Source organism: Burkholderia sp. AU45274, assembly GCF_030482505.1.
GTDB lineage: Bacteria > Pseudomonadota > Gammaproteobacteria > Burkholderiales > Burkholderiaceae > Burkholderia.
In genome coordinates this window covers 1-15,552 of record NZ_JAUJQE010000003.1, presented here as the reverse complement: position 1 = coordinate 15,552, position 15,552 = coordinate 1, and the positions used below count along the sequence as shown (strand labels likewise).

Here is a 15,552-nt window from a genome sequence, read left to right as displayed (position 1 = left end):
GACACCCATGAGCCGAGCCAGGATCGAACACACCCCCGACGGCTATTACCTGAACCGCACGCCGCTCTTCGCGTTCACGCTGCTGTGCTGCCTGTTCGCGCTGTGGGGCACCGCCGCGAACCTGAACGACGTGCTGATCGCGCAATTCAAGAAGTCGTTCTTCCTGTCCGATTTCGAATCGGCATTCGTGCAGTCCGCGTTCTATCTCGGCTACTTCTTCCTCGCGATTCCGGCCGCGACCGTCGTGAAGAAGTTCAGCTACAAGACGACGATCCTCGTCGGCCTGCTGCTCTACACGACCGGCTGCCTGCTGTTCTTCCCCGCAGCATCGATGGCGAAGTACGGGATGTTCCTCGTCGCGCTGTTCGTGATCGCGGCCGGCCTGTCGTTCCTCGAAACCGCATCGAACTCGTATTCGACGCTGATGGGCCCGCGCGCAACCAGCACGCGGCGGCTGAACATCTCGCAGACGTTCTATCCGTTCGGCGCGATGGCCGGCGTGTACATGGGCAGCTTCCTGATCTTCAAGGAAGGCGATGCGTCGCATGCGCAGCTCGCCGCGATGTCGGCCGCCGACGCGCACGTGCACCAGCTCGCGATGATCCAGGCCACGCTCGAGCCGTACAAGTGGCTGATCGTCGTGCTCGTGGCCGTGTTCATCGTGTTCGCGCTCACGCCCTACCCGGCCTGCAAGGGCAACGGCCCGAGCGTGGCCACGCACCGGATCGACGCGCGCGGCACGCTCGCGCGCCTGTTCGGCAACCGGCGCTTCGTCGCGGGCGTCGTCGCGCAGTTCCTGTATGTCGGCGCGCAGGTCGGCGTGTGGAGCTTCACGATCCGGCTCGCGATGCAGATCGGCGGCCTCACCGAGCGCGGTGCGTCGCACTACCTGCTCGCCACGTTCTTCGCCTTCTTCGTCGGCAAGCTGGTCGCCACGCTCGTGATGAAGCGCGTCGGGCCGGCCAAGGTGCTGATCGTCTACGGCATCCTGTGCATCGCGCTGCTCGCGTACACGATCAGCGTGCACGACATCACGGCCGTCTATGCGGCCGTGGGCGTGAGCGTGTTCCTCGGCCCGTGCTGGCCGACGATCTACGGCCTCACGATCGACGGGCTCGGCAAGGACACCGAATACGGCGGCTCGATCCTCGTGATGAGCATCGTCGGCGGCGCGGTCGTGCCGCTGATCCAGGGGCTGATCTCCGATCACACGGGCGGCAACATGCAGCTCGCGTTCGTCGTGCCGCTCGCGTGCTTCGTCGTGATCGTCTACTACGGCTTCTACTGCCTGCGCCACCTGCCGGCCGCGACGCCCGACGCAGCCGCCGACGGCAACGCGCCCGCGCGCTACGCCGCCACGCGCAACACATCGGGAGCGTAAGCATGCGAGGCGAAATCGAACTGCGCCGCGACGACTGCCGCGACACGCCGCGCACGCTGTACCGCACCGACGGGCTCACCGTCACCGCGTTCGCGTATCCCTCCGGCGTCGAGGCGCTGACGCTCGAGAACCGTCGCGGCCACCTCGTCGTGCTGCCGTATCTCGGCCAGATGATCTGGGCCGCCGCGTTCGACGGCCGCGACCTGACGATGAAGCACATGTTCCGGCAGCCGAAGCGCGCGGCATCGATCATCGATACCTACGGCTGCTTCATGTTCCACAGCGGGCTGCTGCGCAACGGCTGCCCGGGGCCGGACGACACGCATGCGCTGCACGGCGAAATGCCGTGCGCGCCGATGGATCGCGCGAGCGTCGTCGTCGGCTCGGATGCGCGCGGCGCGTTCGTCGAAGTGACCGGCGAATACGAATACGTGCAGGGTTTCGGCAGCCACTACATGGCGCGCCCGTCGGTGCGGCTCGCCGAGCACGACGCGCAGATGACGATCGCGATGGACGTGACGAATCTCGGCGGCGCGCCGATGGACCTGATGTACATGGCGCACCTGAACTATGCGTACGTGCCGGGCGGTCGCTTCGTGCAGGCGTTGCCTCGAGGCGGGTTGCGATTGCGCGACAGCGTGCCCGCGCACGTCAAGCCGACCGCCGCATGGCGCGACTACACGGCCACGCTCGCGCACGAGCCGGAACGGCTTCACACGCTCGATGCGCCCGCGCTGTACGACCCGGAGATCGTGTTCTTCATGAACGGTGCGGAAACGGATGCAGACGGGCTCGCGCATTTCCTGCTCGAACATCCGGATGGCGGCGCCTTCCACACCGCGTACCGCCCCGAGCAATTCCCGCATGCGACGCGCTGGATCATGCACAACGCGGACCAGCAGGTCGCCGCGTTCGCGCTGCCGTCGACCTGCGAGCCGGAGGGGTATGAAGCCGAACGCCGCAAGGGCCATGTGGCGGCGCTCGCGCCGGGCGCGACGCGCCGCTTCGAAGTCGTCACCGGCTACCTGAGCGCGGCGGAAGCCCGCCATGCGTGAAGCGATGCGCGGCCGCGCGGCGTCAGGTCACGAGCGCGATCCCGTGTTCGCGGATCGCCGTTTCGTAGCGGCGGCTCAGTTGCCCGTCCGAGATCACGTAGTTGAAGTCGGTCAGCTCGGCGAAGTAGGCCGCGCGCACTTCGTCGAACTTCGTGTGGTCGACGAGCAGGAAGCGGTTCTGCGCACGCGCCATCACCTTCTTCTTCGCGTCGACTTCGTGGAAGTTGAAGCAGGTCACGCCACATCGGTCGCTCACGCCGGCGGCGGAGATGAATGCCTTCGACACGCGCACCGTGTCGAGGATGCCCGTCTCGGCTACCGACTCGAACACCATGTTCTTGCGGTGGTACACGCCGCCGCACAGGATCACGCTGCAATGCGGCTTCTGCTGCAGCTTCGCGAACACGTTCAGCGAATTGCAGACCGCGGTGAATTCGAGGTCGTCCGGAATGAAGTCGACGATGAACGGCGTGGTCGAGCCGCAGTCGACGAAGATCGTGTCGCCGGTCGTCACGAACTGCGCGGCCAGCTTGCCGATGCGGCGCTTCTCCTCGGTCTGCCGGTCGTTCTCGGTGCTGACCACGTACTCGCCGATGTCGCTGCGCTGCGCGGCGAAGTGGCGCGTCACGTAGCCGCCGATCAGGCTCAGGCCGTGCGGGTTGTCCGCGAGATCGCGGCGGATCGTCATCTCGGACACACCGAACAGCTCGGCCACTTCCTTCAGATGAATCGCGTTCTGCCCTTGCAGCACGTTCATCAATGTCTTGATCCGTTCGCCTTTCTTCGTTTCCATGCCAGTATCCTGCGTGCCCGCTGCATCCGTCGCTCGTCGTGCCGGGCGCGCGGGCCCGGCCGGAATGTCGTATTTGTAACAAACCGATGTGAAAACATCAACTTTACGTGTGCCCTCCCGGCACACGCTCCGTGGAGTCCTGAAACATGCCGCTTTCCAACGCCCAACTCGCTCAAACCATCGATCACACGCTGCTCGCGCCCGACGCGAGCGACGCGCAGATCCGCGAACTCTGCCGCCAGGCGGCCGAGCATCGCTTTTACTCGGTCTGCGTGAATTCGGCGAACGTGCTGCTCGCCGCGCGCGAGCTGGCCGATACCGGCGTGCTCGTCTGTGCGGTGGTCGGCTTTCCGCTCGGTGCCGGGCTGTCGGCCGCCAAGGCGTTCGAAGCCACCGCCGCGATCGCGGCGGGCGCCGGCGAGATCGACATGGTGATCAACATCGGCGCGCTGAAGAGCGGCCGCGCCGACGACGTGAAGGCCGACATCGACACCGTGCACCAGGCATGCGGCGCGGTGCCGCTCAAGGTGATCCTCGAAACGGGGCTGCTGACCGACGACGAGAAGGTGCGCGTGTGCGAGATGTGCCGCGATCTCGGCGTCGCGTTCGTGAAGACGTCGACCGGGTTCGGCCACGGCGGCGCGACGCTCGCGGATGTCGCGCTGATGCGCCGCACGGTCGGCCCCGTGCTCGGCGTGAAGGCGTCGGGTGGCGTGCGCGACCGCGCGGCCGCGCTGGCGATGATCGAGGCCGGCGCGACGCGGCTCGGCACGAGCTCGGGGGTGGCGATCGTGACGGATCAGGGCGGGAGTGGGTCGGGGTATTGACCGATGCTGCAGGCCGCCGACGGATTGGCGGACGCGGACGCGGGCACGACGCCAGGCTTCGCGCCTATGCGCCGGCTTGCGCGCGGCGCCTGCGTCCATCCGACGAGAGCGCTCTCCGCCTGCTTGAAATCCCCGGCATCCTGCTCGCGATCGACATGCCCTGACAGTTTCGACAGGGGCACCGCAACGCCTCTTCCACCCGCCCCGCGACATCGGCACAATGCCGCTCATGCTCCAGGACAACGCCTTCGTTTCCCCGTCCGCCGGCCCCGTCGGCCGCCTCGTCAACCGGCTCGTCGCGAGTCGCCCGCTGCTGCGCACACGCCGCGCGCTGCTGTCGCGCCTGCCGTTCCTGCAGCTCGCGAGCGAGGTCGAGAACGTCGTGTACTGCACGTGGCTCGTCGATGTTGCGGCGGTCGCGCATCTGGTGCCGCGCGGCGTCACGCTCGCGAGCCGCGACGGCCGCACGCCGTTCACGATCCTCACCTATGCGCACCGCCATTTCGGCCCACGTATCGCAGGCCCGCTGCGACGCGTGTTCCCGTCGCCGTTGCAAAGCAACTGGCGGCTTTACGTCGATGCGCTGCCGGGCGGCGTGCCGGCCGATCGCACGGTGCTGTTCGTCAAGAACGTGTTCGATCATCCGCTCTATGCACTCGGCAGCCGACTCTTCAGCGACGCGCTGCCGTCGCATCTCGCCGAGCGCTTCACGCATGCCGAACAAGATGGACGGTATCGGACGCGGCTGTCGGGCGGCAGCGGGAGCGCGCCGGATTTCCATTGCTCGGCGGCAATGTCGGATGACGCCACGCTGCCCGAGGCGTTCGCGCCGTTCTTCGAAAGCTGGCGCGACGCCGTCGCTTACCTGTCGCTGCAGCACGCGGCCGTCGCGCATGTCGCGGACTGCGACCGCCTCGCGCATGCGTCGATCGAGCTGCCGATCGATGTCGACGCGGTTCGGCCGCTGAAACCGGTCGAACCGGTGGGCGGCGGCGAATTCCTCGCGCGCATCGGCGCGACCGGCGAGCCGATGTGCTTCGTCGTGCCGGACGTCGCGTTCAGGGTGTTGTCGGAGCGGGTGTTGTAACGCCCTGCTCAGCCCGCTCGCAACGCGCGGGCGCTTTCCTCCGCGTCACTTTCGTCCGCCATCCGCCCGATGTAATCCCGCACGAACTGCACGGCAATCCGCCCCGACCGCGCACCGCGTTCCAGCGCCCACCGCAGCGCCGGTTCGCGCGCCGCGCGAATCTGCTCCGTATCGAACCCGGCTTCGCTCAGCCGGCTGTCGACCACCGCCAGATATGCGTCCTGCGTGAACCCGTAAAACGTCACCCAGATCCCGAATCGCTCGGACAACGAAATCTTCTCCTCCACCGCGTCGCCCGGATGCAGCTCGCCGTTCTCCGCACGCGACACGTTCGCATTGTCGCTCGCCTGCTCGGGCATCAGGTGGCGGCGATTCGACGTCGCGTACACGAGCACGTTCGACAGGTCGCTCGCGACCGAGCCGTCGAGCACCGTCTTCAGTTCCTTGTAGCCGGTCTCGCCCGCCTCGAACGACAGGTCGTCGCAGAACACGATGTATCGTTCCGGCCGCGCCCGCACCAGATCGACGATCGCCGGCAGGTCGCTCAACTGCTCCTTGCCGACCTCGATCAGCCGCAGCCCGTGCGGCGCGAACGCATGCAGGCACGCCTTCACGATCGACGACTTCCCGGTGCCGCGCGCGCCGGTCAACAGCACGTGATTGGCCGCGAAGCCGCGCACGAACTGCCGCGTGTTCCGCTCGACGATCGCCACTTGTCGCTCGACGTTGCGCAGCGCATCGAACGCGATGAGCGCGGGCGCCGCGACCGGTTCGAGCGGCGCCGCTCGCGGCCCGCCGTCGAAGCCGCGCCAGCGGAATGCAACGGCCGCATCGAAATCGACTTGCGCCGGCTGGCCGGTGCCCGCCAGCGCTTCGAGCGCGGCTGCGATCCGTTCGAGCTGATGCGCGAGCGCCGGGCCCTCCACGGATGCAAGCGCGTCCGGCAGCGCGGCCATCAGGTGCTGCATATCGCGGTCGCCGCTCATTGCCGCACGCCCTGCGAAGCGCTCGCCTGGAACGGAAACCGCTGCGCGATCGCCACGCCGACAAGCGCCACGCCGCCGCCGATCAAGTGATACAGCTTCAGCGATTCGCCGAGCAGCACGATCGCGCCGACGGCCGTCATCACCGGCAGCAGGTTCATGAACATCGCGCAACGGCTCGGGCCGAGCAGCCGCACGCCCTGCATCCACAGATACGGCAGCACGACCGACGCCAGCACGCCGGCGTACAGGATCAGCGGCACGCTCGCACGCGTCGGCCATGCCGCCGGCGCGGGCAAGCGCAGCAGCATCGGCACCATGAAGACGAGCGCGGCAAGCGCCTGCACGTAGGTCGACTGCCACGCCGGCAGCGCACCGATGCGCCAGCGCTTGAGCAGCACACCGTACAGCGCATAGGCGGCCGACGCGGCCAGCATCAGCAGGTCGCCCGTATGCACGCCGCGCGCGGCGATCGTCGTCGGGTGCCCCTCGGCAATCAGGTAGACGACGCCCGCGAGCGACAGCACCCCGCCGCCGATCATGCCCACGCTGGGCGGATCACCGAGCAGCAGCGAGCTGAGCGCCATCGTCATCAGCGGCACGAGCGCCGTAATGATCGCCATGTTGGTCGCGCTGGTCGATTTCGCGGCCTCGTAGGACAGGCTCTGGAACAGCGCCATCGCGAGAAAGCCCAGCACCGCGAGCTTCGGCAGGTGCGCGACGAGCGCCGCGCGATTGCGCCACGCGGGGCGCAGCGTGAACACGCTCATCAGCGCGACGGCGAGCAGCAGCCGGTAGAAGGTGATCGCCGACGGGTCGATCGTCGACGCCGACAGCTTCGACACGACCACGTTGCCGGCCCACAGCGCGATCGCGCAGAAGGGAAACAGAAAAGGAGACTTGTTCATCGCATTCGACGGATTAATATCCTGGCAGGGGGTTGGCGTGGATGGGAACGCCATCGTGCCCGCCCGTCCACCTGCCTGTCTCACGCCAAAATGTCACGACTTGTCGCCAATCGGACACTCGAGTCCACCCCGCCCGGTGCCCACCTGCGCTTCGAATCGACGCCGATGCCCGTCTCGGCGATGGCGGCGATGTACGCGCACGGCACGTCGATCGCGCCGCACCGGCATCGCCGCGCGCAGCTGCTCTATGCGATCGAGGGCGTGATGCACGTGCAGTCCGAAGGCGCGTCGTGGGTCGTGCCGCCGACGCGCGGCGTGTGGCTCGAAGCCGGTCTCGACCACACGGTGCAGATGAGCGGCGACGTGCAGATGCGCACCGTGTTCGTCGAGCCGGGCGCGGTCGAGCACCTGCCTGCGCGGAGCTGCGTCGTGGAAGTGCATCCGCTGCTGCGCGAGCTGATCCTCGCCGCGGTGGACGTGCCGCTCGACTATGCGCCGGGCTCGCGCCACGACCACCTGATGCACCTGCTGCTCGCCGAGGTGACGGTCGCGCCGCTGCTGCCGCTGTACCTGCCGTGGCCGCACGACCCGCGCCTGCGCACGATCTGCGACGCGCTCGTCGCCGCGCCCGACGACCTGCGCACGATCGCCGAATGGGCCGACCGGCTCGGGCTGTCGGTCCGCACGCTCCATCGCGCGTTCCGCCGCGAGACGGGGCTCAGCTTCCGCCGCTGGCGCGAACAGGCGCGGCTGCTGCTCGCGCTCAAGCGCCTCGCGCACGGCGAGAAGGTGCTGACCGTCGCGATGGATCACGGCTACAGCAGCCAGAGCGCGTTCTCCGCGATGTTCAAGCGGCATTTCGGCGTGTCGCCGTCGGCGTTTTATGCGTAGGGCGGGTTCTTGTGCGGCACGCTCGACGAATGCCGGTTGCCCGCACAGGCCGCGTCCACCGCATGACGCCCGCCGCTAGCGCGCCGCGATCCCCGCGATGAAAAACACGCACGCGGCGGCCGACGCCACCGTGCGCACGTGATTCCACATCGTCCAGTCGTGCACGTAACGCGTCCACAGCGCCGCGCCCTGCGCGGTCGACGGATCGGCCGCGGCGAGCGCATCGTTGAGCGGCACGTTGACGGCCATCGTCACCGCGAACATCCCGAACACGTACAGCACGCCGCCCGCGACCGCCAGCATCGCGCCCGGCTGCTCGCGATCGAACAGCGCGAGCACGACTAGGGCAAGCGCCATCAGCGTCGTGACGAGGAACAGCGGCATGAACGGCGAGCGCACGATGTCGACGTTGATCGCGTTCATCGCGGCCACGCCGGCCTGCGGCGCGATCCGTCCGAGCGACGTCATCACGAACGTCGAGAACGCGAAATACACGCCGGCCATCAGCCCGCAGCCGATGGCCGAGCCCCACAGCAAGGCGGCGGTCGCGAACGCGATCATGATCGTGCGCGCCACACGCCGGTGGCGGCCGTCGCGCGCGCATAGTCGGCGAAATCGCGCGCCGGCCGCCCGAGCGTCGCTTCGATACCGTGTGTCACCGCGCTGTTGCGCCCGTCGAGCACCACGCTGAACAGATCGTCGAGCAGCGCGACGACCGGCTCCGGCACGCCCGCCTCGCGCAATCCGGCGACGAACGCATCGGCCGGAATCTCGCGATAGACGACCGGCCGGCCGGCAGCCCGTGCGATTTCGCCGACCGCTTCGGCGAACGTCAGCGCGCGCGGCCCCGTGACCTCGATCACGCGGTTCGCGAAGCGCTCATCGGTGAGCGCGGCCACCGCTACATCGGCGATGTCGTCCGCATCGACGAACGGCTCGCGCACCGCGCCGGCCGGCAGCGCGACCTCACCGGCCAGCACGCCGTCGATCAGGTAGCCCTCGGAGAAGTTCTGGTTGAACCAGCTCGCGCGCACCACGCCCCAACCCACGCCCGACGCCTGCAGCGCGGCTTCGGCGGCCTGCGCGCGGGGCTCGCCGCGCCCGGACAGCAGCACGACCCGCTCGACACCGCTTTCCCGCGCAAGGCGTGCAAATGCGGCGATCGCATCCACCGCGCCTTCGACAGCCAGGTCGGGCTGATAGGTCACGTACGCGGCCGATACGCCGTCGAGCGCGGCCGGCCACGTGTCGGGCGCCGTCCAGTCGAAGCGGACGGCCGACGTACGCGACACGGGCCGGGTCGCGATGCCGCGCGCACGCAGCCGGGCATCGACGCGGGCGCCCGTCTTGCCCGAACCGCCGACGATGAGGATGGGAAGTGCCGACATGACCGTCTCCTTTGACTAAAATACGAGAGCGTCTCGTGTTTCGAAAACACGATAGACTCTCGCATTAGCAACGTCAAGTTTTTCCGGAGGCGGCATGGGCCGACAAAAATCGGGGCAGAACGACGGGCCTGCAACAACGGCGGACACGGCGGATACACCGGCGCGCGCACGGCTGGTGCCGACGCAGCAGCGCAGCCGCGAGCGGTTCGAGCGCATCCTCGCGTGCGCGTCGGAAGTGATGATCGAGAAAGGCTGCGATGCGTTCCGGATGAGCGACATCGTCGAACGCACGGGCATCTCGTTCGGCTCGCTGTACCAGTACTTCCCTGACAAGGCGGCCGTGATCGGCACGCTCGCGGAGCGCTACAACGAAGCCGGCCACGTCTGCGTGCGGCGCGACCTCGCGACGATGAAGACGCTCGACGACCTGCACGCCACGCTCGCCCGCATCACGGACAGCTACTACCGGATGTTCGTCGACGAGCCGCTGATGCGCGACATCTGGCGCGCCACGCAGGCCGACCGCGCATTGCAGGCGCTCGACCGGGCGGACGGGGAATTCCTGGCGGGGTTGTTCGCGGATGCGCTGGGCGAAGTGGCGCCCGATATTCCGCATGCGCAACGGAGCACATTCGCCGAGCTGATGATGATCCAGATTGCGGCGGCCGTGCGCCATGCGATCACGCTGCCGCCGAAGGCGGCGCAGCAGATTCTCGCGATGTTCAAGCGTGCGCTGCCGCGGGATCTGTCGGTGCTGGGCGCGTAGTCGTGTCCAACGCAGTACGCGGCCGGCACCGACTTCACGCCGCGCCTGCCGGACACGCAATCCGCCGGCGGCAAGCAAGCCCGACGTTCGTCACGGCATGACGGGCGGATGGTAGCTGAGCGTGCTCGCAAGCGCCCAGAGCATGACGATCACCAGCGGCAAATGCACCACCAGCTGCGTGAACGTGAACCCGACGATGGAAGAAAGGCGCGCGATAGACGCGCGCGATGCCGACGGCGCGTGACTGACATCCGGGAAGTGCAACCGTTCGTGCAGGCCGGCGCGTCACACCCGGGCAGAGCGGGGGTGACGATCGGAGGCCGGCGTCCGATCACGCGGCGCCGGCCCGTGCCGGTCAGCGCTTCGCCGGCACCGGTGGCTCGCCCGCCGTCGTCGCGCTGCGCGCCCAGTCGGCGAACTCGGTGTCGTAGCGATTGCCGATGTAAGCGACATGGTTTGCGTACCCGTCGTAATCGCCCACCCGGAAGCGTGACACGATCGTGTCGACGTCCGCGCGATGGCGCTCGAACATGAAGCGCGTCGCCATGTAGCCCCACCGGTACGCGCGCGTGACGTAGTCGCTCGACGTGTAACGCGTGCCGAGCACGTCAGAGAACCGGTACGTGCCCGTGCGCACCGCGTCGATCGACTCCGGGTTGTCGTTCTTTCTCGACAGATACTCGGCGACGCCTTCGATCCACCACACGGTCGGCTTCGCGGTGCTCACCGAGAAGTCGCCCGCCATGTCGTAGCGGCCGTCGAGATAGTGCGTGAACTCGTGCTCGAGATTCCACACCTTGAACTCGGGCCGCAGCCACGATGCCTCGTGCGCGATGAAGCGCGCCTGATTGCCCGGCGCGGACGGATCGCCCTCGAGGTACATGCCGCCGTTGTCGGTGCTGATGCCGTAGATCACCGACGCGTATTTTCGATAGTTCGCGTAGTCATCGAAAATGACGAGTTCGATCGTGTCGTTGCGGTCGCCCGCGACCGGCTTGCGCCCGGTCTTCATCATCCGGTGGAAGTAGTCGTCCTGCCGCGCGACTGCCGTGCAGACCGACTGCAGCTGCGGCGGCGTCATGTCCTGCGCGAGAATGCGCACGCCCGCATTGCATGCGTAGCGATGCGAGAGCACCGCGTCGGTCAGCCGCTTCTTGTAGTCGCAGGTGCCGTAGTCCGCGCAGTTGCCCGGATCGCCGTAGTCGACCGCTTCCGCCGCCGCGAGCCAGAGGTCGCTGTCCGCGCCCGTCATGCTCGTCGACGCGAGCATGTCCTGGATCATTTTCTTCACGCGCGGCTTCTGCGCCGGATAACGGAGGAAGCGAAACGTCTCGCGCGCCGCGTCGGCCAGCTGATAGGCGGCGCTCGTGTTCGACAGGCTCGCGCGGTTCGCGGTGACGAAGCGGTTGAGCGTCTCCGGGAGCGTCGCATCGCTGTCGAGCATCGGTTGCGCGCCGCTGCGCTGGTGCGCGTAGAAGAACACCGTGAGCAAGCCGGTGAAGCCGCCCGCCGCACTGCGCTGCAGCAGCGGCGCCGCTGCCTGCGGATTCGACGCGCTCACGGTGTAGGACGCGATGCGGTTCTTCAGCGTCGGCAGGTAGTACGCTTCGTCCCGCATGTTCGTGATGAGCTTCATCAGCTCGTTCGCGGTGCTCGGCGCACGCGAATTGTCGCGATAGAGCGCATCGCCCTCCAGGCTTTGCCTGATATACGGGCGCAGCGACACCGCGAGATTCGGAATCGGGTTTGCGATGCCCGATACATCATATTGGTAATAAGCGGCACGCAGATAAATCAGCAAATTGACCAGGATCAAATTGCTCGCGTCGTATTGATAAATTTCCTGCACGAAACGACCCGCGACAGCGTGCACGTTTTCGGCATTGAATATCTGCGTAGCCTGCGCTTTATCGACCGAGAACAGGCCGTAATGGCATTCGTAATCGGGAAGATTCGCGATGTAATCGGCGAGTGCCGCGCCGCGATACTGGGTCATCACCGACATGTCGCGGCAATCGGCGCCCGACGTGCTGCGCTTGCTGCGCGTGGCCGGCTGCTTGAGCGGCGAGGGCCGGGTCAGCGCCGCGCGATCCTGCTCGCTGAGCGGCAGGTTGTACTGCGCCTGCTCGGGCGACACCGGCAGATTCTGCGGCACGCGAGGCATGCGCGCCTGCCTGGGTTGCGTCTGCTGCGCCGGCTCGGTATTGGCCGATGCGGCGCCTGCCAGTCCGGCGAATACCGACCACGCGACGATGGCCGACCAGCGGCATTTTTTTTGAAACCCCTCGTTTATTGCCACTTTATTTTCTCTCGGTTGTTTTTGGGCAATCACGATATAACATTACACATTGAAACGTCAATTTAATCGATATGAAAGATAACTCCAAGTTAACTGACTTAACTATTTAACGATTAAAATCTATTTTCGAAATAATTCAACCAGCGGACAGTATTCGGCGAGCCGCTTCCATCAATGAAAAACGCGGGTGGCGAGCCGCACCGGATGAATTACACCATCCGACACAACTCGCCACCCGCGTTGATGACTTTCCAGCCTTCTGCTTACTTGCTGTAGTCGTACACCCCACGCCCGGTCTTCCGCCCGAGCCTGCCGGCCGTCACCATCTCGCGCAGCAGCGGGCATGCACGATACTTCGGATCGCCGAAGTCCTTCACGAACACGTCCATCACCGCGAGGCACACGTCGAGGCCGACGAGGTCGGCCAGCGCGAGCGGCCCGATCGGGTGGTTCGCGCCGAGCTTCATCCCCGCATCGATCTCCTCGGCCGACGCGATGCCTTCCGCCAGCACGAAGAACGCCTCGTTGATCATCGGCACGAGAATCCGGTTCACGACGAAGCCCGGCGAATTGCGCACGCCGATCGGCGACTTGTCGAAACGCTCGGTCAGCTCGCGCACCGCCGACGCGGTCGCGTCGCTCGTCTGCAGCCCGCGGATGATCTCGACGAGCGGCATCAGCGGCACCGGGTTGAAGAAGTGCATGCCGACGAAGCGCGCCGGATCGGCGAGCGGCGCCGCGAGCGCGGTGATCGAGATCGACGACGTGTTGGTCGCGATGATCGCTTCAGGCCGCGCGACGGCCTCGATCTGCTTCAGGATGCGGCCCTTCAGCTCGACGTTCTCGGTCGCGGCTTCGATCACGATATCGGCCGCTGCGAGCTTCGCGTAGTCGGTCGACGTCGTGATGCGCGCCAGCGCCGCATCGCGCGTGGCGGCGTCGAGCTTGTCCTTCGACACGAGCCGCTCAAGGCTGCCCTTCAGCGTCGCGATGCCCTTCTCGAGCGCCGCGTCGCTGACGTCGATCATCACGACGTTGAGACCCGCAACGGCGGCGGTCTGCGCAATGCCGTTGCCCATGGTTCCGGCGCCCACGACGCCGACGATTTCGATGGCCATGAAATTTCCTGTGTGTTCGGGTGCTGAGCGTTCGATTATCAGATGTTCTCGAAGATCGCAGCAATCCCCTGGCCGCCGCCGATACACATCGTCACGAGCGCGTAACGGCCGCCGATGCGCTTCAGTTCGTACAGCGCCTTGACCGTGATCAGCGCGCCGGTCGCACCGATCGGGTGGCCGAGCGAGATGCCCGAGCCGTTCGGGTTGACCTTCGCCGGATCGAGGCCGAGCTCCTGCGTGACCGCGCATGCCTGGGCCGCGAACGCCTCGTTCGCCTCGATCACGTCGAGATCGCTGATCTTCAGGCCCGCGCGTTCGAGCGCCTTCTGCGTGGCCGGCACCGGGCCGATGCCCATGTACGCCGGATCGACACCCGCGTGCGCATAGGCGACGAGGCGCGCGAGCGGCTTCACGCCCTGCGCGCGCGCGGCGTCCGCGCTCATCATCAGCACGGCCGCGGCCGCATCGTTGATGCCCGACGCGTTGCCGGCCGTCACGGTGCCGTTCTCCTTCTGGAACACCGGCTTCAGCTTCGTGAAATCATCCGCGCTGGCTTCGAGGCGCACGTGCTCGTCGGTGTCGAACGCAACTTCGCCCTTCTTCGTGCGGATCGAGATCGGCAGGATCTGATCCTTGAAGCGCCCTTCCGCGATCGCGCGCGCCGCGCGACGATGCGATTCGAGCGCCAGCGCATCCTGCGCGTCGCGCGAGATGCCGTACTTCGCCGCGACGTTCTCGGCCGTCACGCCCATGTGGATCGTCTGGAACGGGTCGTGCAGCGCGCCGAGCATCATGTCGACGAGCTTGCCGTCACCCATGCGCTGGCCGAAGCGCGCGGCCGGCACGGTGTACGGGGCGCGGCTCATGCTTTCGGAGCCGCCGCCGATCGCGATGTCGGCGTCGCCGAGCATGATCGTCTGCGCGGCCGACACGATCGCCTGCAGGCCCGAACCGCACAGGCGGTTCACGGTCAGCGCGGGCGTATGCTGCGCCACGCCGCCATTGATCGCCGCGACGCGCGCGAGATACATGTCCTTCGGCTCGGTGTTCACGACGTGGCCGAACACGACATGCCCGACTGCGTCGCCCGACACGTTCGCACGCGACAGCACTTCGGCGACCACCTTCGCACCGAGGTCGGTCGGCGAGAAATCCTTCAGGCTGCCGCCGAAATCACCGATCGCGGTACGAACACCGCTCACTACCACGACTTCTTTCGCTGCATTGCTCATCGTCTCACTCCGGTTCGTTCGCGCCCGCAGGCGCGGGGATGCGTTGCGTTACATGTTCGGGTAATTCGGCCCGCCGCCGCCTTCCGGCGTGACCCACACGATGTTCTGCGTCGGGTCCTTGATGTCGCAGGTCTTGCAGTGCACGCAGTTCTGCGCGTTGATCACCAGGCGATCGCTGCCGTCGTCGTTCTTCACGAATTCGTACACGGCCGCCGGGCAGAAGCGCGCCTCCGGCCCCGCGTACGTGCGCAGGTTCACGTTCACCGGCACGTTCGCATCCTTCAGCGTCAGGTGCGCGGGCTGGTTCTCTTCGTGGTTCGTGTTCGAGATGAATACCGACGAGAGACGGTCGAACGTCAGTTTGCCGTCCGGCTTCGGATACTCGATCGGCTGGCATTGCGATGCCGGCTTCAGCATTTCGTGGTCCGCATGCTTGTGGTGCAGCGTCCACGGCACGTTGCCGCCCATCACCTTCTGCTCCAGCCCGACCATCAGCGTGCCGAGGTACAGCCCCTTGGCCATCCACTGCTTGAAGTTGCGCGCGCGGTACAGCTCCGTGTACAGCCACGACTGCTTGAAGGCGTCCGGGTACGCGTTGAGCTCGTCGCTCTGGCGGCCAGCCTGCACCGCGTCGAACGCGGCGTCGGCCGCCAGCATGCCGGTCTTGATCGCCGCGTGGCTGCCCTTGATCCGCGATGCGTTCAGGAAGCCCGCGTCGTCGCCGATCAGCGCGCCGCCCGGGAACACCGTCTTCGGCAGCGACAGCAGCCCGCCGGCCGTGATCGCCCGCGCGCCGTACGACACGCGCTTGCCGCCTTCCAGGA

At 66.9% G+C, this 15,552-nt stretch carries 15 protein-coding genes; 6 read left to right on the top strand and 9 right to left on the bottom strand.

The window, feature by feature from the left end; translation table 11 throughout:
• Window positions 1-7: 7 nt before the first annotated feature.
• Entirely contained in the window at window positions 8-1,381 is a 1,374-nt protein-coding gene (gene fucP / locus QZM35_RS12890) for an L-fucose:H+ symporter permease (RefSeq protein ID WP_089429505.1), read from the top strand.
• Window positions 1,382-1,383: 2 nt separating this feature from the next.
• Complete coding sequence (locus QZM35_RS12885) at window positions 1,384-2,436, top strand: aldose 1-epimerase family protein (protein WP_301776071.1); 1,053 nt, start codon at window positions 1,384-1,386, stop codon at window positions 2,434-2,436.
• A gap of 22 nt (window positions 2,437-2,458) precedes the next feature.
• On the opposite strand, the gene deoR is transcribed toward QZM35_RS12885, so the two are convergent.
• Window positions 2,459-3,229 (bottom strand): DNA-binding transcriptional repressor DeoR, encoded by a 771-nt coding sequence (deoR, locus tag QZM35_RS12880; protein WP_089429503.1) that lies wholly within the window; start codon window positions 3,227-3,229, stop codon window positions 2,459-2,461.
• Between the two features lie 146 nt (window positions 3,230-3,375).
• Between deoR and deoC the strand changes: the two genes are divergently transcribed.
• On the top strand, window positions 3,376-4,056 hold the full coding sequence (gene deoC, locus QZM35_RS12875; RefSeq protein ID WP_301776070.1) for a deoxyribose-phosphate aldolase: 681 nt from the start codon (window positions 3,376-3,378) through the stop codon (window positions 4,054-4,056).
• A 229-nt stretch (window positions 4,057-4,285) separates the two neighbouring features.
• Window positions 4,286-5,143, top strand: coding sequence for a DUF2071 domain-containing protein (locus tag QZM35_RS12870; protein ID WP_301776069.1), 858 nt, complete (start codon window positions 4,286-4,288; stop codon window positions 5,141-5,143).
• A gap of 8 nt (window positions 5,144-5,151) precedes the next feature.
• On the opposite strand, the gene QZM35_RS12865 is transcribed toward QZM35_RS12870, so the two are convergent.
• Window positions 5,152-6,129, bottom strand: a complete 978-nt coding sequence (locus QZM35_RS12865; RefSeq protein WP_174971030.1) for an ATP-binding protein — start codon at window positions 6,127-6,129, stop codon at window positions 5,152-5,154.
• Window positions 6,126-7,034, bottom strand: a complete 909-nt coding sequence (locus tag QZM35_RS12860) for a DMT family transporter (RefSeq protein WP_301776068.1) — start codon at window positions 7,032-7,034, stop codon at window positions 6,126-6,128. Before QZM35_RS12860 ends, QZM35_RS12865 begins: the two co-directional genes overlap by 4 nt.
• A gap of 90 nt (window positions 7,035-7,124) precedes the next feature.
• Between QZM35_RS12860 and QZM35_RS12855 the strand changes: the two genes are divergently transcribed.
• Entirely contained in the window at window positions 7,125-7,925 is an 801-nt protein-coding gene (locus tag QZM35_RS12855) for a helix-turn-helix transcriptional regulator (protein WP_301776067.1), read from the top strand.
• Between the two features lie 75 nt (window positions 7,926-8,000).
• Here QZM35_RS12855 and QZM35_RS12850 read toward each other — a convergent pair whose 3' ends face one another.
• Window positions 8,001-8,486: a DUF1772 domain-containing protein gene (locus QZM35_RS12850; protein ID WP_174971039.1), complete on the bottom strand. Its 486-nt coding sequence runs from the start codon at window positions 8,484-8,486 to the stop codon at window positions 8,001-8,003.
• On the bottom strand, window positions 8,483-9,313 hold the full coding sequence (locus QZM35_RS12845; RefSeq protein ID WP_089429497.1) for an NAD(P)H-binding protein: 831 nt from the start codon (window positions 9,311-9,313) through the stop codon (window positions 8,483-8,485). The genes QZM35_RS12850 and QZM35_RS12845 overlap by 4 nt, the downstream gene beginning before the upstream one ends.
• 94 nt (window positions 9,314-9,407) lie before the next feature.
• Between QZM35_RS12845 and QZM35_RS12840 the strand changes: the two genes are divergently transcribed.
• Complete coding sequence (locus QZM35_RS12840; RefSeq protein WP_089429496.1) at window positions 9,408-10,079, top strand: TetR family transcriptional regulator; 672 nt, start codon at window positions 9,408-9,410, stop codon at window positions 10,077-10,079.
• 355 nt (window positions 10,080-10,434) lie between these two features.
• Here the strand turns inward: QZM35_RS12840 and QZM35_RS12835 are convergent, their stop codons facing one another.
• From QZM35_RS12835 to QZM35_RS12820, 4 genes are all read right to left on the bottom strand, one after another.
• Window positions 10,435-12,378: a collagenase gene (locus QZM35_RS12835; protein WP_301776066.1), complete on the bottom strand. Its 1,944-nt coding sequence runs from the start codon at window positions 12,376-12,378 to the stop codon at window positions 10,435-10,437.
• Between the two features lie 263 nt (window positions 12,379-12,641).
• Window positions 12,642-13,496, bottom strand: a complete 855-nt coding sequence (locus QZM35_RS12830) for a 3-hydroxybutyryl-CoA dehydrogenase (protein ID WP_089429495.1) — start codon at window positions 13,494-13,496, stop codon at window positions 12,642-12,644.
• A 38-nt stretch (window positions 13,497-13,534) separates the two neighbouring features.
• Window positions 13,535-14,728: a beta-ketothiolase BktB gene (gene bktB / locus QZM35_RS12825; protein ID WP_089429494.1), complete on the bottom strand. Its 1,194-nt coding sequence runs from the start codon at window positions 14,726-14,728 to the stop codon at window positions 13,535-13,537.
• A gap of 48 nt (window positions 14,729-14,776) precedes the next feature.
• Window positions 14,777-15,552: electron transfer flavoprotein-ubiquinone oxidoreductase (locus QZM35_RS12820; protein ID WP_301776065.1), on the bottom strand; the 776-nt coding region annotated here is incomplete at its 5' end.